Origin of the sequence: Arthrobacter sp. SD76, assembly GCF_049726125.1 — a bacterium.
Lineage (GTDB): Bacteria > Actinomycetota > Actinomycetes > Actinomycetales > Micrococcaceae > Arthrobacter > Arthrobacter nitrophenolicus.
Genome location: NZ_JBNBLR010000001.1, coordinates 582,460 through 601,749, shown reverse-complemented (window position 1 = coordinate 601,749; position 19,290 = coordinate 582,460). Strand labels below are relative to the sequence as shown.

20 protein-coding genes and 1 pseudogene are annotated in these 19,290 nt (G+C 66.7%); 5 read left to right on the top strand and 16 right to left on the bottom strand.

The window, feature by feature from the left end; genetic code table 11:
- Nucleotides 1–140 precede the first annotated feature (140 nt).
- The 5 genes from ccsB to ACPEE0_RS02845 are packed head-to-tail and all read right to left on the bottom strand — an operon-like array spanning nucleotide 141 to nucleotide 5,046.
- Nucleotides 141–1,238 (bottom strand): c-type cytochrome biogenesis protein CcsB, encoded by a 1,098-nt coding sequence (gene ccsB, locus ACPEE0_RS02865; protein WP_424573853.1) that lies wholly within the window; start codon nucleotides 1,236–1,238, stop codon nucleotides 141–143.
- On the bottom strand, nucleotides 1,238–2,959 hold the full coding sequence (resB, locus tag ACPEE0_RS02860; protein ID WP_424573852.1) for a cytochrome c biogenesis protein ResB: 1,722 nt from the start codon (nucleotides 2,957–2,959) through the stop codon (nucleotides 1,238–1,240). The genes ccsB and resB overlap by 1 nt, the downstream gene beginning before the upstream one ends.
- Entirely contained in the window at nucleotides 2,959–3,714 is a 756-nt protein-coding gene (locus ACPEE0_RS02855) for a cytochrome c biogenesis CcdA family protein (RefSeq protein WP_009356672.1), read from the bottom strand. The genes resB and ACPEE0_RS02855 overlap by 1 nt, the downstream gene beginning before the upstream one ends.
- Before the next feature lie 7 nt (nucleotides 3,715–3,721).
- Nucleotides 3,722–4,363 (bottom strand): TlpA family protein disulfide reductase, encoded by a 642-nt coding sequence (locus ACPEE0_RS02850; protein WP_009356673.1) that lies wholly within the window; start codon nucleotides 4,361–4,363, stop codon nucleotides 3,722–3,724.
- A 2-nt stretch (nucleotides 4,364–4,365) separates the two neighbouring features.
- Nucleotides 4,366–5,046 (bottom strand): histidine phosphatase family protein, encoded by a 681-nt coding sequence (locus ACPEE0_RS02845; protein WP_424575224.1) that lies wholly within the window; start codon nucleotides 5,044–5,046, stop codon nucleotides 4,366–4,368.
- 215 nt (nucleotides 5,047–5,261) lie between these two features.
- Here ACPEE0_RS02845 and ACPEE0_RS02840 point away from each other — a divergent pair, with 215 nt between their 5' ends.
- The 3 genes from ACPEE0_RS02840 (at nucleotide 5,262) to ACPEE0_RS02830 (ending at nucleotide 7,348) form a co-directional block, all read left to right on the top strand.
- Nucleotides 5,262–5,810: a YceI family protein gene (locus ACPEE0_RS02840; RefSeq protein WP_424573851.1), complete on the top strand. Its 549-nt coding sequence runs from the start codon at nucleotides 5,262–5,264 to the stop codon at nucleotides 5,808–5,810.
- Nucleotides 5,811–6,184: 374 nt separating this feature from the next.
- Nucleotides 6,185–6,385, top strand: a complete 201-nt coding sequence (locus ACPEE0_RS02835) for a hypothetical protein (RefSeq protein ID WP_424573850.1) — start codon at nucleotides 6,185–6,187, stop codon at nucleotides 6,383–6,385.
- Nucleotides 6,386–6,559: 174 nt separating this feature from the next.
- Nucleotides 6,560–7,348 (top strand): hypothetical protein, encoded by a 789-nt coding sequence (locus ACPEE0_RS02830; protein WP_424573849.1) that lies wholly within the window; start codon nucleotides 6,560–6,562, stop codon nucleotides 7,346–7,348.
- Nucleotides 7,349–7,582: 234 nt separating this feature from the next.
- On the opposite strand, the gene ACPEE0_RS02825 is transcribed toward ACPEE0_RS02830, so the two are convergent.
- Both ACPEE0_RS02825 and ACPEE0_RS02820 read right to left on the bottom strand, forming a co-directional pair.
- Nucleotides 7,583–8,287, bottom strand: a complete 705-nt coding sequence (locus tag ACPEE0_RS02825) for a redox-sensing transcriptional repressor Rex (RefSeq protein ID WP_009356678.1) — start codon at nucleotides 8,285–8,287, stop codon at nucleotides 7,583–7,585.
- Between the two features lie 92 nt (nucleotides 8,288–8,379).
- Nucleotides 8,380–8,634 carry a glutaredoxin family protein gene (locus tag ACPEE0_RS02820; RefSeq protein WP_009356679.1) on the bottom strand — a complete coding sequence of 85 codons (255 nt, stop codon included), beginning with the start codon at nucleotides 8,632–8,634 and terminating at the stop codon, nucleotides 8,380–8,382.
- 76 nt (nucleotides 8,635–8,710) lie between these two features.
- Between ACPEE0_RS02820 and ACPEE0_RS02815 the strand changes: the two genes are divergently transcribed.
- The gene (locus ACPEE0_RS02815; RefSeq protein ID WP_424573848.1) at nucleotides 8,711–9,529 is read left to right on the top strand and encodes an HAD family hydrolase; all 819 of its coding nucleotides are present in this window, start codon (nucleotides 8,711–8,713) and stop codon (nucleotides 9,527–9,529) included.
- Between the two features lie 68 nt (nucleotides 9,530–9,597).
- On the opposite strand, the gene ACPEE0_RS02810 is transcribed toward ACPEE0_RS02815, so the two are convergent.
- The 9 genes from ACPEE0_RS02810 to ACPEE0_RS02770 form a co-directional block, all read right to left on the bottom strand.
- The gene (locus ACPEE0_RS02810; protein WP_003792170.1) at nucleotides 9,598–9,696 is read right to left on the bottom strand and encodes a 30S ribosomal protein bS22; all 99 of its coding nucleotides are present in this window, start codon (nucleotides 9,694–9,696) and stop codon (nucleotides 9,598–9,600) included.
- Nucleotides 9,697–9,847: 151 nt separating this feature from the next.
- Complete coding sequence (locus tag ACPEE0_RS02805) at nucleotides 9,848–10,057, bottom strand: helix-turn-helix domain-containing protein (RefSeq protein WP_009356681.1); 210 nt, start codon at nucleotides 10,055–10,057, stop codon at nucleotides 9,848–9,850.
- A gap of 141 nt (nucleotides 10,058–10,198) precedes the next feature.
- Complete coding sequence (locus tag ACPEE0_RS02800; protein ID WP_009356682.1) at nucleotides 10,199–11,308, bottom strand: 3-deoxy-7-phosphoheptulonate synthase; 1,110 nt, start codon at nucleotides 11,306–11,308, stop codon at nucleotides 10,199–10,201.
- Between the two features lie 235 nt (nucleotides 11,309–11,543).
- Nucleotides 11,544–11,897, bottom strand: coding sequence for an MFS transporter (locus ACPEE0_RS02795; protein WP_424575223.1), 354 nt, complete (start codon nucleotides 11,895–11,897; stop codon nucleotides 11,544–11,546).
- Entirely contained in the window at nucleotides 11,867–12,868 is a 1,002-nt protein-coding gene (locus tag ACPEE0_RS02790) for a glycoside-pentoside-hexuronide (GPH):cation symporter (protein ID WP_424573847.1), read from the bottom strand. The genes ACPEE0_RS02795 and ACPEE0_RS02790 overlap by 31 nt, the downstream gene beginning before the upstream one ends.
- Before the next feature lie 118 nt (nucleotides 12,869–12,986).
- Entirely contained in the window at nucleotides 12,987–14,453 is a 1,467-nt protein-coding gene (locus tag ACPEE0_RS02785; RefSeq protein ID WP_424573846.1) for a rhamnulokinase, read from the bottom strand.
- Nucleotides 14,450–16,483: a bifunctional aldolase/short-chain dehydrogenase gene (locus ACPEE0_RS02780; RefSeq protein ID WP_424573845.1), complete on the bottom strand. Its 2,034-nt coding sequence runs from the start codon at nucleotides 16,481–16,483 to the stop codon at nucleotides 14,450–14,452. The genes ACPEE0_RS02785 and ACPEE0_RS02780 overlap by 4 nt, the downstream gene beginning before the upstream one ends.
- Nucleotides 16,484–16,488: 5 nt before the next feature.
- Nucleotides 16,489–17,655 carry an L-rhamnose isomerase gene (gene rhaI / locus ACPEE0_RS02775; RefSeq protein ID WP_354175934.1) on the bottom strand — a complete coding sequence of 389 codons (1,167 nt, stop codon included), beginning with the start codon at nucleotides 17,653–17,655 and terminating at the stop codon, nucleotides 16,489–16,491.
- A gap of 70 nt (nucleotides 17,656–17,725) precedes the next feature.
- On the bottom strand, nucleotides 17,726–18,073 hold the full coding sequence (locus tag ACPEE0_RS02770; RefSeq protein ID WP_424573844.1) for an L-rhamnose mutarotase: 348 nt from the start codon (nucleotides 18,071–18,073) through the stop codon (nucleotides 17,726–17,728).
- A 146-nt stretch (nucleotides 18,074–18,219) separates the two neighbouring features.
- On the opposite strand from ACPEE0_RS02770, the pseudogene ACPEE0_RS02765 reads away from it, so the two are divergent.
- Nucleotides 18,220–19,241 (top strand): annotated as a pseudogene (locus ACPEE0_RS02765) (LacI family DNA-binding transcriptional regulator).
- Nucleotides 19,242–19,290: the final 49 nt, after the last annotated feature.

Below are 19,290 nucleotides of genomic sequence, written 5' to 3'. Positions count from 1 at the left end.
CAAACTTGCGTTTCGCCTGCAAACTTCATCACGGGCGAACGTCACCAACGTAGCATCACCGGCGGACCGGGAACACCCCTATTGCTACATCGATTTGTTATTTGCCCGGGCCGCTTCCGGCGTTCCGGAGTATCCCCTGCTCAGAGGCCCGAGTAGGAGTGGAGGCCGTTGAAGAACTGGTTCACGATGGTGAAGTTGAAGATCACGCACAGGTAGCCCACGATCGAGAGCCAGGCTGCCCTGTTGCCGGTCCAGCCGCGGGTGGCCCGGGCGTGCAGGTAGCCGGCGTATACCACCCAGATGACGAAGGTCCAGACTTCCTTGGTATCCCAGCCCCAGAACCGTCCCCAGGCCTTTTCGGCCCAGATTGCACCGAACATCAGCGTGAAGGTCCAGCCGATGAAGGCGATGGCGTTGATCCGGTAGGACAGGTTCTCCAGGCTGAGCGCCGAGGGCACCAGGCGCATGAAGCCGAGCTTGTCAGCCCCGCCTGAAGCCACCGTCTTCTGCCGGTGGGACTGCACCAGCTGCAGGGCGGACATGGCGAAGGTCAGCGTGAACAGCGCGGAGGAGAGCACTGCGATGGAGACGTGGATGATCAGCCAGTAGCTCTGGAGGGCGGGAACCAGGTGCCCCACCGGGGTCCAGTAGGCCACGGAGGCAGCCACCAGCATGATGATGGCCAGGCCCACCACGAAGGTCCCCAGGAACCGGAGGTCCCGCCGGACCAGCACCAGGAGGAACACGGCAATCGCCACGAACGCGCCGGTGGTCAGGAACTCGTACATGTTGCCCCACGGCACGCGCCCGGCGCCGAGCGCACGGGTCACCACGCCCGCGCCGTGGATCAGCGCACCCAGGACGGTCAGGGCCACGGCGACCCTGGCGGGTGCACGGCGCTCCGCTGCGTACTTCATGTCGGCGTCGGCCGTGACCACTCCCCCGGCACGGGCGGCTTTGGCCGTGGACGACGACGGCCGCTCGGCCCGGCCCGCCGGCCCGCCCAGGCGGGCGTCATCAGGGCGGGATCCGGCAGCTGCGGACCCTGCCCCGGCTGCCACCGGGACCTTGACGGCTTCTTCAGCCTGGGCGGCCTTGAGGTCGATGGCCCGCAGCGCCTTGCTGCTCTTGGCAAGGTCCCAGGCGAAGGCAATGAAGGCAACCGTGTAGGTGCCCGCCGCCAGCAGCATGAAGAGCTCGCTGTACTGGCCCATGGTCTCGTTGATTCCGAACGGCATTACTGGTCCTTTTCGGGCCCGGAGGGGCCTGCTGGGGTGGTTACGGAGGAGGTTTCTGCGGCTGCGTCCCCTGGCAGCCGCCATTCGGTGGAGAACAACTTGCGGAGGGTGGCGGCCTCGGCGGCCAGGCGGTGGTCCTCGCCGCGGGCCAGGAGCCCGTATTCAACCATGGTCCGGCCGTCTTCATGTGTTCCGGTGCGTACCCACGCCCGGCGGCGGTTGACGTACAGGGAGAGGATCAGGCCGGCAACGGCGAGCAGCGCAAAGATCAGCGCGTACAGCTGGCCGGGATTGTGGTGGATGTCCACGCCGATGTAGCGCTTCACGCCGTCGAAACTGATGCTGCCCTTGCCGTCGGGCAGGGTGTAGGACGTGCCGGGCGCCAGGGTGATGCCGCCGGCGTCAAGGTTCCGGGCGTTCAGCGGCGTCAGGTCCTCCACGTCCAGCTCGAAGACGTTCTGCGGAGCGCCGTCGTCCAGGCCAAGGTCTCCGAAGTAGGAGTTCAGGGTCAGCTGCGGGTTGAAGAGCTCCGGGTCGCCGCTGAAGGACACGCCCTCGTCCGTGACGAACGCGGTGGGGAGGAAGAAGCCTGCGAAGCCCAGCTGGTCGGGCTTGGCGTCGGGGACCTTGATGACCACGGACGAGTAGTAGTTGTCCCCCTGCAGCTTGGCCACCACGGGCCCCTGCATGGCGATGTTGCCCTCCCCGTCGCGGATGGTCACCACGGGCGCGTAGCCGTTGCCGGTGAGGTAGATGCTGGTGCCGCCCAGGGTGACGGGGTCGTTCACCTTCAGGGTCTCCTGCCTGGCGGGCGCGTCCGGGTTTTCCCTGGTGGTCACGGCGGCGGCGAAGTCGATGGGTTGGCCGAACTTGCCCTGGGACTCCCGGTCGAAGGTGATGTCGAACTTGTCCAGCTGGATGGAGTACGGCTGCAGCTGGCTGGACTGGAAGTTGGTGCCCGGGTTGAACTGGTCGTAGCCCACCAGGGTGTTGACGAAGGTGTCGCCCTCCACGAGGATCCGCTGGCCGCTGTAGCCGAACAGTCCTCCAATTGCCACCGAAACCAGCACGCCGATCAGGGAGGTGTGGAAGACGAGGTTGCCCACTTCCTTCAGGAAGCCGCGTTCGGCACCCAAAGACGGCCGCGCGCCGTCGTCGTCCCTCACTTCAACGCGGTAGCCGCGCTTCCGGAGCACCCCGGCGGCACCATGGATGGCGTCCGACGCCGGGATCCCCGCGGAGGCGGGAATGACCAGTGTGCCGTACTCGGGCAGGCGGGAGAGGCGCTTGGGGGTGCGCGGCGGCTGGGAGCGCATCGCCTTGTAGTGGGCGATGGCGCGGGGCACCACGCAGCCGATGAGGGAGATGAACAGCAGCAGGTAGATGGCCGAGAACCAGGCCGAGGAATACACGTCATAGAGCTGCAGGGAGTCCAGCAGCTTGCCGTAATCCGGGTTGTCCTTGATGTACTGGGTCACCACGGCCGGGTTGGCCGGGCGCTGCGGGAAGAGCGAGCCCGGGACCGCGGCAACGGCCAGGAGCAGCAGCAGGAACAGGGCCGTCCGCATGCTGGTCAGCTGGGTCCACGCCCAGCGCAGCATTTCCTTGGGGCCCAGGGCGGGCAGCGCGGCGCCGGCCTTGGCCTCCAGCACTTTGGCGCCGGGCTCGTTGCCGCCGGCCTCGGCTGGGGACTTCTTCTCTACGTTCACACGCTCGCTCATCAGATTGGCAACTTCACGTCGGTTTGGAACCAGTACTGCAGCTCGGTCACCCAGGCTCCCCACACCCCGGTGGCCATCAGCAGGCCCAGGACCACCAGGATGCCGCCGCCGATGCGCTGGATGGCCAGGCGGTGCTTGCGGAAGAACGCCATCACGCCCATCCCGCGGCGCAGGGCAAGGGCGATCAGCAGGAACGGGATGCCAAGCCCCAGGCTGTAGACGAAGGCGAGGAACGCGCCCTTGGCGGCGGAGGAACCGCCGGAGAGGCTCAACAGCTGCACGGCCGAGTAGGTGGGGCCGATGCAGGGCGCCCAGCCCAGCCCGAAGGTCAGGCCCAGCAGCGGCGCGCCCCACAGGCCTGCCGGCGGCTTGGCATGGATCTTCGCATCGCGCTGCAGCCAGCTGAAACCGCCCATGAACACCACGCCCATGACGATCACCAGGAGCCCGAGCAGCTGGGTGATCCAGGCGTTCTGGGAGCCCGTTATGAGGGTTCCCAGCTGCCCGAAGGCACCGCCCAGGAGCACGAAGATCACGGAAAAGCCCAGGACGAACAGCCCGATGCCCACCAGCATGCGGCCGCGCTTCTGCTTCTGCAGATCCACGCCGCTGAGCCCCGTGACGTAGCCCAGGTAGCCGGGGACCAGGGGCAGGACGCAGGGCGAAAGAAAGGAAACCAGTCCCGCGAGCAGGGCCACGGGAATAGCCAGGAGCAGCGAACCGCTCAGGATGGCTTCGGCGAAGGGACTGTTCACGGGTCCGCTACTCTGCCACGGCTGCGGTGATGAGGGCCTTGAGGGTGCCCTTCTGGATCTCCCCCAGGACGCGGGAGGCCACGCGCCCCTCCTTGTCCAGCACCAGCGTTGTGGGTACGGCCCCCGGCGGGACCAGCCCGGACACGGCGAGCAGGACGCCGCCGTCCTTGTCGTCGAAGCTCGGGTAGGTCAGGTTGAACGTCTTGTCGAACGCCTCGGCGGTGGCCTTCTCGTCGCGGAGGTTGACGCCGAAGAACTGCACGCCCTGGTCCTTGAACTCCTGGTGGAGTTCCTCCAGGATTGGCGCTTCAACCCGGCACGGGGCGCAGGCGGCGAACCAGAAGTTCAGCACGGTCACCTTGCCCTGGAAGTCAGCCGGGGCTACTGCCGTGCCGTTGAAGAGCGTGCCGTTGATCTGGACGGCCGCCTTGCGGTCCGCCGCGGCGAACTCCGTGACGGAACCGTCCCCGGCCACATAGTTCTTGTTGTCCCCGGCCTTCGCCTGCTGCGCCAGCGCGTCCTCCTGGGCGCACCCGGACAGGCCCACGGTCAGCGCGGTCAGCGCCAGGCCGCCGGCAGCGAGGACACTGCGGCGGGAACTGACGGGTCCTTTGCCTGCCGGGGTGTTCCGGAAATTGCTGTCAGTCACTACTAGGCTCCAGGGGTGCTGGCGGCACCGGGAAGAAGGGACGCCGCTGGTTCGCTGTACTGCACGCGCAGGAGCGTGCCGTCGTCGTCGAACACCAGCGACGTGATGGACGTCAAAGTGCATTCGCGTTTCCGCGGGTCATGCCACAGCGGCTTGCCCTCGGCGTTGAGGCGGGTTGCCCAGATGGGAAGCTGGTGGCTGACCATGATTGCCTCGGGGCCGGCCGCGCCAAAATCGCCGTCCGCCAGTTCAATGGCACGTAGCCGGGCTTCCTGGACCGCCGCCATCACCCGCGAGGCCTGCTGCTTGTACGGCTCGCCCCACGAGGGGCGCAGGGGGTTGACCAGCCGGGGCCAGTGCCTGGGACGGCGCAGCTCGGCCTTGGTGACCTTCATGCCCTCGAAATAGTTCTCTGCCTCGATGATCCGTTCATCGGTGTGGATCTGCAGGCGCAGCGCCTCGGCCGTGGGCGCCGCGGTTTCCTGGGCCCGGTCCAGCGGCGAAGCGGCCAGGTAGGTGATCCGGGCACCGTTTTCCGCACGCTGCCGGAAGTGCTCGGCGAGCATGCAGGCCATCTGCCGCCCCAGTTCGGAGAGGTGGAATTCGGGCAGCCTTCCATACAGGACGCCGTCCGGATTATGGACTTCGCCATGGCGGAGCAGATGGACAGTGGCTTGGGGCATGTTTACCAGTTTCTCAAAGATGGCGTGCGATCCGAAATCATCCACAGGTGCTTTCTACAAAGAGTAGAACTGAAGTTTTTGAAGAAATGTTCCGAGACCGGGAACAAAAGATGCAAATGCATGTTTATACTGGATGCAGCAAGATAGTTGAGGCTTCAACAGATGAAGGTTCAACGCAACCGATATCCGGCACGCACGAATCAAGGAGCATCATCATGGCACTTCCCGCAGACATCACCACCGGCACCTGGACCCTCGACAACTCCCACAGCGAGATCGGTTTCACTGTCCGCCACGCCGGCATCAGCAAGGTCCGCGGCCAGTTCACCGAAGCCGCCGCCACCCTGGAGCTGGCGGAGGAGGTGGCCGACTCCAAGATCGCGGCCACCATCAACACCGCCAGCTTCGACTCCGGCGATGCCAACCGCGACGGCCACGTCAAGGGCGAGGATTTCTTCGACGTGGAGAAGTTCCCGGAAATCTCCTTCGTCTCCAACGGCCTGGTGGCCAAGGGCAACAGCTACGAACTGAACGGCGACCTCACCATCAAGGGCGTTACCCGCCCCGTCACCCTGGAGACCGAGTTCAACGGCGTGGCCGTTGACCCGTTCGGCAACACACGCGCCGGCGTTTCCGCCGAGACCACCATCAGCCGCAAGGACTTCGGCCTCACCTGGAACGCCGTCCTGGAAACCGGCGGCGTCCTGGTCAGCGACAAGGTTGCCATCAACCTGGAACTGGCGTTCATCGCTCCCGCAGCGTAAGCAGTCACTGGAAACCTCCGGCACCGGCACACAGTCCGGCGCCGGAGGTTTTCCGTCTTAATGGTGTTGGTCGTACCGGACCGCGCAGTGAAACCCTCGCCCGTTGCGCGGGAGCAGTCCCTGCGCACCGGGCCTCGCCGTGACACCGCCGGGCGGGACTACAGTGAACGCCATGAGCAACTCTTCCCGCCTGCCGCAGAACGGCCTGGGTGCGCTGTTCTCTGCTGCCGGCCGGCCCACTGAAATAAAGGTCTCGTTCTGGATCTGGTTCATCGGCGGGATCCTTGCCCTGATGGGCGGGCTCCTGGGGGTGCTGGCGTCCCTGGTGCTTTTTTGCGGCCGCGCCCGCGGCCGCCGCAGCCGTCGTCGCACTGATGCTGCTGGCCGCCGCCGTCGGGGCCGCGCAAATGGTCTTCGCGGTCAGGATGAAGGCCGGCCGCAAGTGGGCGCGGGTGGCCCTGACGGTGCTTGCCGGGATCACCCTGGTCCTTGCCGGAGTTAATACGTCGTCGGGCATGGGCAAAGTGCCGGAAACTGGACGGCCTTCCTGGTCAGCCTGGCGGCAACGGTGCTGATGTGGCTGCCGAATGCCCAGGCCCTGTTTGCCGCCGCCCCGGCGCGGAATACCTCCGCAGAATGACCCACAAGGCGGCAGCCCGGGGGTACGGTGGACTTAAGCCTTGCTGGGGGTTCGGCGCAGGACCGCTCCCGGCAGCCTCCCTGGAATCCGACCTGCAGAAGGACCGCTCATGAGCACTCCTCCAGTCCCGCCGCCCGTACCCAACGATGACCAGTCCGGAAACCAGCCCGGCAGCCAGCCCCGCTACGGCGAAAACGCTCCGCAGTACGGCCAGCCGTACGGGCAGAACCCGCCGCAGTACGGGCAGAACGCGCCGCAATATGGTTCCCAGCCGCCGTCGGCCCCGCAGTACGGACAAAACGCACCGCAGTACGGGCAGAACCCGCCGCAGGCTCCCGGCTACGGCCAGCAGCCTTTCGGCCAGTCCTCCTACGGCCAGTCCCCGTACGCGCAGTACCCGTCCGAGCAGCCCCAACCTGCCGGCGCCAACGGCGTCCCCCAGCTCGTCAACATCTCCTTCTGGCTGCTGATCGCCTCCGCCGTGATTTTCGTGGTCTCCCTGCTGACGGGCCTGACACAGCTGGATGACCCGATGTTCCGCCAGACCTTCGAGGACCAGATGGAAGCCGGCGGCGCCACGGGCGTCACATACGAGGACATCAAGGGCATCATCGCCGGCACCCTGGTGGTGTTCGCCATCATCGGCGCAGGCTTGTACCTGCTGGTGGCCTTCTTCGTCCGCAAGGGCAAGAACTGGGCACGCATCCTGGGCACGGTGTTCGCGGCCCTGTCCATCTTCGGGCTGTTCGGTCCGCCCACCATCGGCACCCTGGGCACCCTGCTGGGAATCGCCGCCATCGTGCTGCTGTACCTGCCCGCTGCCGCACCCTATTTCCGGAAGCAGCAGCCGTTCGCCAACCCGTACGGCGGCGGCTTCGGCAACCCCTACGGCCGGTAACACCCGCTGACGAAAGCGGCCCGGGATGCGCACTGCATCCCGGGCCGCTCTTCTTGGTCCCGGCTGCCAGCATCGAAGCGGGAACTCGATTCCCGGCCCGGAGGCGTGCCGGCGACGCGGGTGCTCACCGTCGACGCGGGTGCTCATTTTCGCGGCCCGAATTTGGGTGTCGCCCGGACATCTGAGCGTCACCGTGGAATGTGCGCGTCCTAAGGGCAGGCCCGGGGGCCGGCCTCAGGCGGTCTGCCCCGGGGCCTGGGCCCGCTGTGCGTGGTAGGCCAGGATCTGCAGTTCGGTGGCCATGTCCACCTTGCGCAGGTTGACCCCTTCCGGAACCTGGAGCATCACGGGGGCGAAGCTGAGCACGCTGTGGACACCGGCGGCCACCACCCGGTCGCACACGCCCTGGGCCACGGCCGCCGGGAGAGCCAGCACCACCATGTTGGCGCCGGTGCGGTGCAGGACGGTTTCCAGGTCCGCAACATCGCTGACGCGCAGCCACCCCACCTCGTTGCCCACCACCATCTGGTCGGCGTCAAAAATGGCCACGACGTCGAAGCCGCGGGACTCGAATCCGCCGTACCGGGCCAGGGCCTTGCCCAGGTTGCCCGCGCCCACAATGGCCACTTTCCAGTCGTGGGTAAGCCCCAGGGCGGCGGCAATGTGGCGGCTGAGGTACTGCACCTCGTATCCCACTCCGCGGGTGCCGTAGGACCCCACATGGGACAGGTCCTTGCGCAGCGTGGAGGAGCTTACCCCTGAGGCTTCGGCGAGGGACTCGGAGGAGACACGCTCCACCCCGTCGGCAAGCAGGGTGTTGAGGGCGCGCAGGTAGAGCGTCAGCCGGGCTACGGCCGCGGGCGGAATCTGTTTGGCCGGGGTGCCCGTGGCGTCCGGAAGATCCGGCACAGCCTGGGGAGTCGAGTCCAGCGAAGTCACCAGCCCCTCCCTTGAGTCGCGTTGTGACTCCACTCTAGAGCCCTCCCGCCGGTGCCCACAAAGCAGGTGCAATCAACCGCAATGCATCCCCGTTACTGTGCCATCGCGCGCTGGAGCACGCGTTCCAGGTGGGCCTCGTTGATCTTCCAGAAGTCGCGCTGCACCCCGTCCACCAGCACCACCGGAATCTCCTCCGCGTAGCGTTCCCGCAGTTCAGGCTGTTCGTCAACCAGCTCTTCCGTCCACTCAAGGCCCAGGGAGGCAGTAACCCGCGCAACGGCGTCGCGCGCATCTTCACAGAGGTGGCAGTTGGCTTTGGTGAGGAGGACGACGCGGGGGATGGCCATGGCTTAACCGTAGCCCCGTTCGCGGTGCCGGGCACGCCGAAGCCTTCGTCCCACTGGATTGACTAGACTCGAGTCCATGCCCGAGGAGAAGTACGTCGCCGTAGTCACCAAACCGGTTGCTGCGCCGCAGCCGGGCGAGGCGGCCTTCTTCGACGTCGACAATACGCTCATGCGCGGCGCCAGCCTGTTCCATGTGGCGCGGAAGATGCATCAGCGCGGCGCCTTCACGCTGCGGCAGGCAGCGGGGATGGCGTGGAAGCAGTTTATGTTCCTGGCGCGCGGGGAGAACATGGACGACGTCCATGCCGTCCGCGATTCGGCCCTCAATCTGGCGGTGGGCATCAGCGTCGACGACATCAAGGCATTGGGCGAAGAGGTCTATGACGAGATGATCGCCTCGCGGATCTGGCCCGGCGCAAAGGCTTTGGCTGAGCAGCACCTGCGGGTGGGCCGCCGCGTCTGGCTGGTCACCGCCACCCCCATTGAGGTGGCAACGGTCATATCCACCCGCCTGGGCCTCACCGGCGCGCTGGGCACCGTGGGGGAAATTTCGGAGGGCCTGTACACCGGCCGACTGGTGGGCGACATCCTGCACGGGTCCGCCAAGGCCGTTGCCGTCCAGGCCATCGCCGACGCCGAGGACCTGGACCTCAAGCGCTGCTGGGCCTACAGCGACTCCTACAACGACATCCCGCTGCTCTCGCTGGTGGGCCACCCCGTTGCGATCAACCCGGACGCCCGGCTCCGCCGGCATGCCCGGGACCACAACTGGCCGGTCTATGATTTCCGGGCCGGCCGCCGCGCGGCAACATTCGGACTCAAGGCAGCCACGGCCGGCGGGGCGGTCTACGGCCTGTGGAAGGGCTTCGCCCGGATCCGCGGCCCGCGCATCTAGGGCTCCGGACAAAAGAAATGCCCGCCGCCTGGAAGGCGACGGGCATTTTCACGCTGTGCGAAGTATTGCTACTTCTTGTTGCGGCGCTGGTGACGGGTCTTGCGAAGCAGCTTGCGGTGCTTCTTCTTGGCCATACGCTTGCGACGCTTCTTGATTACTGAACCCACGAAAGTTCCTTACAAACTAGATGCAGTACCTGTCTGCTGGAACGGGTCCGTGGACGAAGCTACGAACTGAACAACTGACAGATTCTTACAATGACGTAAATCGTTCCTTAACAGGGTACCGCCTATCGGGGGCGGCCTTTGACAGGCCTCCTCAGGCGGTCTCGGTGTGGCCCTCCACCACAGCACCTTTGAGGTACTGTTCGACGGCGTTCTCGGGGACCCGGTAGGAGCGGCCAAAGCGCACCGCGGGCATTTCACCGGAGTGCACCAGGCGGTACACAGTCATTTTGGAGACGCGCATGACCTGGGCTACTTCAGCCACGGTGAGGAACTTCGCGTTGGAGAAGTTCTGTTCCGACATTTCCCTATTCCTTTGCTGACGGATGGACAACAGTGACCCCAGGTACATGCCAATGCGGTGTTCCGATGCTGAGCCATCCACCAACCACCTACCTAGATACTCTAGATGCTCATGTGGCCGATGTGAAAGTAGTGCGCTCCCCTATTTCACCGCCCGGCGCTTCCGGGCAGACGCTGCCAGCTGGTCCAGGACCGAGGCTGTGACGTCCCACTCCATGCAGGCGTCGGTGACGCTCTGGCCGTAGACCAGCTCGTCCCGGCCGGCCGCGTGTTCGGCAACGTCCAGGTTCTGGGCTCCGCCCACCAGGAAGCTTTCCAGCATGACGCCCGCGATGGCCTGGGCGGAGGTGCCGCCGTCCTCGAGCTGGGCACCGATTTCGAACGCCACCTCCGCCTGCCGGTGGTGGCTCTTGCCGCTGTTGGCGTGGCTGGCATCCACGATCAGCCGCGGGTTCAGCTGCTTGCCGGCCAGCTTCGCCGAGGCGGCTTCGACGTCGGCTGCGGAGTAGTTGGGGCCCTTCCGGCCGCCGCGCAGGATCACATGCGTGTCCGGGTTCCCGGCCGTGGCCACCAGCGCCGCCCGGCCTTCGCCGTCGATCCCCAGGAAGGCCTGCGCCGCCGCGGACGCACCGCAGGCATCGATGGCCACCTGGAGGTCGCCGTCGGTCCCGTTCTTGAAGCCGATGGGCATGGACAGGCCGGACGCGAGCTGGCGGTGGATCTGGCTTTCCGTGGTCCGCGCACCGATGGCGCCCCAGGAAATCAGGTCCGCCATGTATTGCGGGCTGATGGGCTCGAGGAATTCGGTGGCGGTGGGCAGCCCCAGGGCAGTGACCTGCTGCAGGAAGTGCCGGGCGGTCCGCAGGCCGGTGACCATGTCGTGGCTGCCGTCCAGCCGGGGATCGTTGATCAGGCCCTTCCAGCCCACGGTGGTGCGGGGCTTTTCGAAGTAGGTCCGCATGACGATCAGCAGGTCTTCCTTGTGCTTCTCGGCCTGGCTGACCAGCCGGCGGGCGTACTCGAGCCCGGCCTTGGGGTCGTGGATGGAGCAGGGGCCGACGATGACCAGCAGGCGGTCGTCCACGCCGTCCATGATGGCGCGGACTTCATCGCGTCCGCGTTCGACGACGTCCGCCACCCGGGCGTCCAGGGGCAGTTCTGCGATGAGTTCGGACGGGGTGGGCAGCGCAGTGAATTCGCTGACCCGCAGGTTCGAGGTGGATTTTGCGGCTGCTGCTGTTGCGGTGCTCATGTTCGGGTCCTGTTCCAGATGGGAAGCGGGCCCAGTTCAGAACCCGCCGGAGAAACGGCGAAGGGCAGAGAATAATCTCTGCCCTGTTGGCTCTGAAGGTTGTTGGATGCGTGTCAGTTAGACGCGGGCCCCTCCAGAGCCAACGAAAAATACGCATACCAACGGTTAGTCATGGGAAAGACCATAACCCCGCCGGACAGGAGTGCAAAATCGGTTGCGTCACATTCTCCGGCGGCTATCGCGATTCCTGCAGGCCGGCCACCAGTTCCGCGTGCCTTTTGTCCGTCAGCCGGTACCAGTACATTGCTGCCGCAGCTGCCAGGGTCAGGGATCCGGGCAGCAGGCCGGCGGCGGCCCGGATGGCCAGGAGGGCGGTGCCGGACTGCACCGCCGCCGCTGATGCATAGCCGCCCCAGGCCAGCGAGAAGGCCACCACTCCTCCGCCGAAGCCCATGCCCAGCTTGCGGGTTGCCGCCAGGAGCGCATAGTTGATGCCCTGCACGCGCACGCCGGTCTTCCATTCGCCGTACTCCACGGTGTCCGCGATCAGCGCCCAGGTCACGATGCCCACCGACGCCGACGACAGCATGGCCAGCACGATGCCGGCGACGGCCAGCCATGGCAGGGTGGCCGGAACAGGAAGACCAGCACGCCGCCCAGCGCCCCGGTGCAGCCGCCCGCTGTGTAGACCGCCCTCTTGCCCCACCGCGCCACGATGCGCGGCATCACGACGGCGAGCACCAGGGTGATGGCCACCTGCGCGGCCGCCATGACCGGAAACAGGTCCACCCTGGACAGGACATCGCGGAGGTAGAAGAACTGGGCGGCACCGGTGGCGCTGGCGCCGGTGACGAACAGGACCGAGCTGATGCAGAGGACCACCAGCGGGGAGTTGGCTTTCAGCGCATCCACACTTTGGCGCAGCGTAATGGTAGGGACACTGCCGGCGATCCGTTCCCGGCAGGCGATCCCGGTGAACACGTACAGCCCTGACCCCACGGCCGCGAAAACCAGCGTCATGACCGTGAAGATCTGCTGCATGTCCCCGCCGGCGCCGAGCAGCGGGGCGATGAAGAAGCCGAGGGTTGCCCCCACCGACAGCCCGCCGATGGTCCGGGCACCCGCCAGCCGGGCCCGTTCCCTCGGATCCTGGGTCATTGCCCCCACCAGGCAGCCGTAGGGCACGTTCACCAGGCTGTAGGCCAGGCACACCAGGCCGTACGTGCAGTAGGCATACAGCAGCTTCACCGAAGGATCCGCGTCAGGGACGTGGAACACGGCCGCACTGAGCAGGAGCGGGATGAAGCCGAACATCAGGTAGGGCCGGAACTTGCCCCACCGCCTGCTGTGCACGCGGTCCACGATGCGTCCGGCCGCAATGTCGGTGAAGGCGTTGAACACCCGCGCCACCACAAGCAAGGTCCCTGCTGCCGCCGCCCCGATGCCCGCGACATCCGTGTAGTAGACCAGCAGGAACATGTTTGCGGTGCTGATGATCATGCTGTTGGCGGCATCGCCGGCCCCGTAGCCCACAATGCCGAGCCTGCTGAGTTGTTTCATGTGTCCCTATCCCTGCGGCCAGAAACCGTTTTCTCACAGCCGCAGAATGGAACTTACCCGAAAATCGTCCGCAGAAACAGGAGCCACGGATCCGTGGCTCCTGTTTGCCGGGGGATCGCTACAGCCTGGTGAGCTGCGGGGCGAAGACCTGGAGCGGGCTGCCGGCCGCCACCAGGGCGCGCAGTTCGGCCAGGCCGCCGGTCACAGCGCCGGCCGCCCGCGCTTGGACCAGGACGTTGCCCAGGGCGGTGGCCTCCACCGGTCCGGCCACCACTTTCCGGCCCGTCACATCGGCCGTGAGCTGGCAGAGCAACTGGTTCTGCGAGCCGCCGCCCACCACGTGCACCACCTCCACGGAACGGTCCGCGAGCTTCTCGGCGTCGCGGATGGTCCTGGCATAGCCGTTGGCGAGGCTGTCCATGATGCAGCGGGTGATGGCTGCCGGATCGTCGATCAGCACGTCCCCGGTCCGGCGGACAGCTGCCCGGATCCGCTCCGGCATGTTGTCCGGGGCGATGAAGTACGGATCGTCCGGGTTGATCTGCGGCCCGCCCGGCGGCAGCGCCGCGGCAGCCTGGAGCAGCGCGGAAAGCTCAGGACGGAACCCTTCCGCGGCCCATGTCCGCTGGCATTCGCTGAGCAGCCAGAGGCCACCCATGTTGCGGAGGTACCGGATGGTGCCGTCCACGCCGCGTTCATTGGTAAAGTTCGCCTCGCGGCTTGCTTCGGTGAGCACCGGATGCTTGAGCTCGAGCCCCACCAGGGACCAGGTGCCCGAGGAGATGTAGGCGAAGTCCTCCCCGTCCTTGTCCGCTGCCGCGGGGACGGCGGCGACGGCGGACGCGGTGTCATGCGAGCCGACCGCCACCACCTTCGTGTCTCGAGGCAGCCCGACGGCGGACGCGACGTCCGGCAGCAGGGCTCCGAAGGTTTCGCCGGGCTGGATCAGCGGAGGGAACAGGTCCTTCCGCAGTCCCAGGGCGGCGAAGAATTCCGTGGCCCACTCCCCCGCTACGGCGTCGAACAGCCCGGTGGTGGAGGCATTGGTGGCCTCGGTCCGCCGGACCCCGGTGAGGAGGAACGCGATCAGGTCCGGGATGAGCAGCGCCTGCAGCCCGTCCAGGTTCTTCTCGGTGGCGAGCTGGTAGATGGTGTTGAACTGCAGGAACTGCAGCCCGGTGGTGGCGTAGAGCCGGGCGGGGTCGAGTTTGCGGTGGACCGGCTCGACGGCGGCGCGGCTGCGGTCGTCGCGGTAGCTGAACGGCTGGGCCGCGAGCTCGCCGGCGGCGTTGACCAGCCCGTAGTCCACGGCCCAGGTGTCGATGCCGATGCTGGCGATTCTTTCGCCCTGCACCGCGGCGGTGGTGGCCGCTGCCCGGAGCCCTTCAAGCACCTCCGCGAAGAGGGCGTCGAAGTCCCAGCGGAGGCCGCCGTCGATTTCCACCACGCCGTTGGGGAAGCGGTGGACCACCTCGAGCTGCACCCCGTCGCTGCCCACCCGGCCCAGGATGACCCGGCCGGAGGAGGCGCCGATGTCGACGGCGGCGAACACGCCGCCGTCGACCGTCGAAGCGTGCCCGTTCATCGCAGGAAGGCTGCGGCCACTCCGGCGTCCACGGGGATGTGCAGGCCGGTGGTGTGGGACAGTTCGTTGCTGGTGAGCACTGCGGCGGCGTTGGCCACGTGCTCGGGCAGGACCTCGCGCTTGAGCAGGGTGCGCTGGGCGTAGTACTCGCCCAGCTTCTCCTCGTCCACGCCATAGACCGCGGCGCGCTTGGCGCCCCAGCCGCCGGCAAAGATCCCGGAGCCGCGGACCACGCCGTCGGGGTTGATGCCGTTGACGCGGATGCCGTGCTCACCCAGTTCTGCAGCGAGCAGGCGCACCTGGTGGGCCTGGTCTGCCTTGGTGGCGGAGTAGGCGATGTTGTTGGGACCGGCGAACACGGAGTTCTTGGAGGAGATGTAGATGATGTCCCCGCCCAGCCCCTGCGCGATCATGACCTTGGCGGCGGCCTTGGCCACCAGGAAGGAGCCCTTGGCCATGACGTTGTGCTGCAGGTCCCAGTCCTTTTCGGTGGTTTCCAGCAGCGGCTTGGAAATGGACAGGCCGGCATTGTTGACCACCAGGTCCACGCCGCCGAAGGCCAGGACGGCGGCGTCGATGGCTGCCGCAACCTGGGCTTCGTCGGTCACGTCGGCCTGGACGCCGACGGCGACATCCGGGCCGCCGAGTTCCTCGGCCACCTTCTGCGCGTTCTCAAGGTTGAGGTCGGCGATCACCACGCAGGCGCCTTCCGCGGCGAGGCGGGTGGCGATGGCCTTGCCGATGCCCGACGCCGCACCTGTCACCAAAGCGATGCGGGTGGCGTGCGACTTGGGCTTGGGCATCCGGGCCAGCTTGGCTTCCTCCAGCGCCCAGTACTCGATCCGGAACTTCTCGGATTCCTCGATCGGGGCATAGGTGGAAATGGCTTCGGCCCCACGCATCACGTTGATGGCGTTGATGTAGAACTCACCCGCGACCCGGGCGGTCTGCTTGTTGGCGCCGAAGGAGAACATGCCCACGCCGGGGACCAGCACGATGGCCGGGTCCGCGCCACGCAGCGCCGGGCTGTCCTGGTCCGCGTGGCGGTCGTAGTAGGCCTGGTAGTCCTCGCGGTAGTCGGCGTGCAGCTCGTGCAGCCGGGCGATGGAGTCCTCGATGGAGGCGTCGGCGGGCAGGTCCAGGATCAGCGGCTTGACCTTGGTGCGCAGGAAGTGGTCCGGGCAGGAGGTGCCCAGAGCGCCCAGGCGCGGGTGCTCGGCAGCTTCGAGGAAGTCCAGGACGACGGCGTCATCGCTGAAGTGCCCCAGCTGCGGCTTGTCCGTGGAGGCCAGGCCGCGGATCACGGGTGCCAGGGCCGCGGCCTTGGCACGGCGCTCCGCCTCCGGGAGCGCCCCGTAGCCGGGCAGCTTGGGCCCGAAGGGCTCGGCCTTGCCGTTCTCTTTGATGTACTTCTCGGCCTGCTCGATGATCCAGAGCGAATTCTGCTCGGCTTCCTCGCTGGTGGCGCCCCAGGCCGTGATGCCATGGCCGCCCAGGATGGTGCCGATGGCCTGCGGGTTGGCGTCCTTGATGGCTGCAATGTCCAGGCCCAGCTGGAATCCGGGGCGGCGCCAGGGCACCCACACCACCTTGTTGCCGAAGATCTTGGTGGTCAGCGCTTCGCCGTCCACCGCCGTCGCAATGGCAATGCCGGAGTCCGGGTGCAGGTGGTCCACGTGCGCGGCGTCCACCAGCCCGTGCATGGCGGTATCGATTGAGGGGGCGGCGCCGCCCTTGCCGTGCAGGCAGTAATCGAAGGCCGCCACCATCTCGTCCTCGCGGTCAACACCGGGGTAGACGTTCTTCAGGGCGTTCAGCCGGTCCAGCCTCAGCACCGCGAGGTTTTCGGCCTTCAGCGTGCCCAGGTCCCCGCCGGAGCCCTTGACCCAGAGCAGCTGGACGTCCTCGCCCGTGACCGGGTCCTTCTCAGTGCCCTTGGCGGAGGTGTTGCCGCCGGCAAAGTTGGTGTTCCGCTTGTCCGCGCCCAGGCGGTTGGAGCGTGAAATCAGGTCTTCAACAGTCTTGTTCATGCTTCTTATGCGCCCCATCCGGCTTGCTGGCCGCCCACGCGGTCCTCGTTGATCTTTTTCTGGTAGCCGCTGGCCTTGAACGCGGCCAGCGGGTCCGCGGGCAGGCCGCGGGATTCACGCCACTCGGCCAGGACCGGGCGGACGTCGGTGTAGAACGCGTCGTTGAACACAGCGTTCGCTGCCAGGACATCCCCGGCGCGCTGGGCCTCCGTCAGGGCTGCGGTGTCCACCAGCAGGGCGCGGGCGGTCATTTCCTGGACGTTCAGCACCGAGCGGATCTGGCCCGGAATCTTCTCCTCCAGGTTGTGGCACTGGTCCAGCATCAGAGCCACGCCGGAGTCCTTGCCGTAGCCGCCGCCACGGATCACCTCGTGCATGATGCGGAAGAGCTGGAACGGGTCCGCGGCACCCACAATCAGGTCGTCGTCGGCGTAGAAGCGGGAGTTGAAGTCGAAGGAACCCAGCTTGCCCAGGCGCAGCAGCTGCATCACGATGAACTCGATGTTGGTGCCCGGGGCGTGGTGGCCGGTGTCCAGGCAGACAAACGCCTTCTCGCCCAGCGCGAGGGTCTGGGCGTACGAAGTGCCCCAGTCCGGAACATCGGTGTGGTAGAAAGCCGGCTCGAAGAACTTGTACTCCAGCACCAGCCGCTGCTCATCGCCCAGGGCTGCGTAGATCTCCTGCAGCGACTCGGCGAGACGGTCCTGGCGGCCGCGCATGTCGTCCTGGCCCGGGTAATTGGTGCCGTCCGCCAGCCAGATCTTCAGGTCCTTCGAGCCGGTGGCGTGCATGATCTCGATGCAGTCCAGGTGGTGCTCGATGGCCCGGCGGCGGACCGCCTCGTTGGAAGAGGTCAGCGACCCGAACTTGTACTCGTCATCCTGGAACGTATTGGAGTTGATCGTGCCCAGGCCCACGCCCAGGCCGGCCGCGTATTCCTTCAAAGCGGCGTAGTCGTCCACCTTGTCCCACGGGATGTGCAGTGCCACCGTGGGCGCCAGGCCCGTCAGCTCGTGGACCTTCGCGGCATCAGCCAGCTTCTCCTGCACGGTCCGCGGCGTGCCGGGCGTGCCGAACACCTTGAACCGCGTGCCCGAGTTTCCATAGGCCCACGAGGGGACCTCGATGGCAAGCTCCCCGAGCCTGCCCAGCGCCGTTGCTACGTCATTCATGATGGTTCTTTCCGGTGTCTTGTTCTGTGGTCTGTTGGGGTGCAGCTGTGGGGCTGCGGGTTGGGGCGGTTCAGGAAGCGGGTGTTCCTGCTGCCGCGAGCTGGCTGTCAAGGTTGAAGACTTCCTCCAGGACCTGGAACCCCTCATCGGGCGCCTGGCCGGAGTTTTCGAACAGCGTTGCCATTTCCGCCTGCCAGCGGGCGTTGATGTCGGTGAGGGCCATGCGCGCCCGGGCGGCGTCGAAGTCGTCGCACTCCACGTAGCCCACCAGGAGCCCGTCCTCCCCCAGGAACAGGGAGTAGTTGTTCCAGCCGGCATCCTTCAGGGCACGGAGCATCTCCGGCCACACGGCGGCGTGGCGCCGCTTGTATTCGTCGATCAATTCCGGCTTGATCGAAGAGCGGAAGCACACCCTCATCTGGAACTCTCCTGAACTCGCACAACTTTGAATCGTTTCATTGTTACGATTCAAAGTACTCTTGATCCTGAGTAGGTGTCAAGCATTCCGGTTCGGCCATTCGTGGACCGGAAGGCAGCGCACGCGGACCACCAGCACGGAGAATCATGAACCGCTCAGCCAGCATCAAGGACGTCGCCACGCACGCCAGCGTGGCGGTGGGAACCGTCTCGAATGTGCTGAACTACCCGGACCGGGTGTCGCAGCGCACCAAGGAACGCGTACTGAAGGCCATTGACGAGCTTGGGTTCATCCGGAATGACGCCGCCCGGCAGCTCCGGGCCGGCCACAGCCGCACCGTGGGCCTCATTGTCCTGGACGTCGGCAACCCCTTCTTCACCTCGGTGGTCAGGGCGGCCGAGGACGCCGCGGCCCTCCACGGCAGCGCGGTACTCCTGGGCGACAGCGGCCACGACGCCGGCCGGGAGGCCAACTACATCGACCTGTTCCAGGAGCAGCGGGTCCAGGGCCTGCTGATCTCCCCCGTGGGCGATGTGACCGAGCGGCTGGACCTGCTGCGGGAGCGCGGCGTGCCCACCGTTCTGGTGGACCGCCTCGCCGACGAGTCGAAGTTCAGTTCCGTTGCGGTGGACGACGACGCCGGCGGGTACCTGGCAGCACGGCACCTGCTGGACACCGGCCGCCGTCGCCTGGCCTTCGTGGGTGGTGCCACCTCCATCCGCCAGGTGGCCGACCGCCTGCAGGGCGCCGAGCGAGCGGTGAAGGAGGAGCCGGGCGCGACGCTTGAGGTGCTGACCTCGGAGGGCATGACCGTCCTGGCGGGCCGCAGCGTGGGCAACATGCTGGTTGAACGCGGCAGGGACGCTCTGCCGGAGGGCATCTTCTGCGCGAACGACCTCCTGGCCCTGGGTGTCATGCAGTCGCTGACCATGACCCACACGTTCCGGATTCCCGAGGACGTTGCGCTGATCGGCTATGACGACATCGACTTCGCCGTCTCCGCCGTGGTTCCGCTCTCCTCCATCCGGCAGCCCACCGAAGCGCTGGGCGTACCGCCATTGAGCTGCTGACCGAAGAGGTGGAGTCGCAGAACCCCACGCACCGCTCCGTGGTGTTCACACCGGAGCTGGTGGTGCGGCAAAGCACAGCGTCACCCGCCGCCGGGTAAGGCGCCGCACGTCCGAAGGGGCCGGGCAGCAGGAACCTTCGGAGGCGGG